Annotated in this window: 1 rRNA gene; it reads right to left on the bottom strand. The window is 53.5% G+C overall.

The features are described 5' to 3' along the window. Positions 1 to 11: 11 nt before the first annotated feature. Positions 12 to 1,551, bottom strand: a 16S ribosomal RNA gene (locus EC836_RS24540). Between the last annotated feature and the right edge of the window lie 97 nt (positions 1,552 to 1,648).

A 1,648-nucleotide genomic window follows, 5' to 3' on the forward strand; every position in this document is an offset into this window, starting at 1 on the left:
GTATCTTCAGGTAAGGAGGTGATCCAACCGCAGGTTCCCCTACGGTTACCTTGTTACGACTTCACCCCAGTCATGAATCACAAAGTGGTAAGCGCCCTCCCGAAGGTTAAGCTACCTACTTCTTTTGCAACCCACTCCCATGGTGTGACGGGCGGTGTGTACAAGGCCCGGGAACGTATTCACCGTAGCATTCTGATCTACGATTACTAGCGATTCCGACTTCACGGAGTCGAGTTGCAGACTCCGATCCGGACTACGACGCACTTTATGAGGTCCGCTTGCTCTCGCGAGGTCGCTTCTCTTTGTATGCGCCATTGTAGCACGTGTGTAGCCCTGGCCGTAAGGGCCATGATGACTTGACGTCATCCCCACCTTCCTCCGGTTTATCACCGGCAGTCTCCTTTGAGTTCCCGACCGAATCGCTGGCAACAAAGGATAAGGGTTGCGCTCGTTGCGGGACTTAACCCAACATTTCACAACACGAGCTGACGACAGCCATGCAGCACCTGTCTCACAGTTCCCGAAGGCACCAATCCATCTCTGGAAAGTTCTGTGGATGTCAAGGCCAGGTAAGGTTCTTCGCGTTGCATCGAATTAAACCACATGCTCCACCGCTTGTGCGGGCCCCCGTCAATTCATTTGAGTTTTAACCTTGCGGCCGTACTCCCCAGGCGGTCGACTTAACGCGTTAGCTCCGGAAGCCACGCCTCAAGGGCACAACCTCCAAGTCGACATCGTTTACAGCGTGGACTACCAGGGTATCTAATCCTGTTTGCTCCCCACGCTTTCGCACCTGAGCGTCAGTCTTCGTCCAGGGGGCCGCCTTCGCCACCGGTATTCCTCCAGATCTCTACGCATTTCACCGCTACACCTGGAATTCTACCCCCCTCTACGAGACTCAAGCCTGCCAGTTTCAAATGCAGTTCCCAGGTTAAGCCCGGGGATTTCACATCTGACTTGACAGACCGCCTGCGTGCGCTTTACGCCCAGTAATTCCGATTAACGCTTGCACCCTCCGTATTACCGCGGCTGCTGGCACGGAGTTAGCCGGTGCTTCTTCTGCGGGTAACGTCAATCGATAAGGTTATTAACCTCATCGCCTTCCTCCCCGCTGAAAGTACTTTACAACCCGAAGGCCTTCTTCATACACGCGGCATGGCTGCATCAGGCTTGCGCCCATTGTGCAATATTCCCCACTGCTGCCTCCCGTAGGAGTCTGGACCGTGTCTCAGTTCCAGTGTGGCTGGTCATCCTCTCAGACCAGCTAGGGATCGTCGCCTAGGTGAGCCATTACCCCACCTACTAGCTAATCCCATCTGGGCACATCCGATGGTGTGAGGCCCGAAGGTCCCCCACTTTGGTCCGAAGACGTTATGCGGTATTAGCTACCGTTTCCAGTAGTTATCCCCCTCCATCGGGCAGTTTCCCAGACATTACTCACCCGTCCGCCACTCGTCACCCAAGAGCAAGCTCTCTGTGCTACCGTTCGACTTGCATGTGTTAGGCCTGCCGCCAGCGTTCAATCTGAGCCATGATCAAACTCTTCAATTAAAAGTTCGATTTGCTGAAACACGTTCAGCGATGCTCATCTGTAAAACGTCATAATGAATTTCATTATGTGTTCACTCGTGAGACTTGATATTTTTTA

The sequence above is a fragment of the Erwinia sp. JUb26 genome (assembly GCF_003751505.1).
GTDB lineage: Bacteria > Pseudomonadota > Gammaproteobacteria > Enterobacterales > Enterobacteriaceae > Erwinia.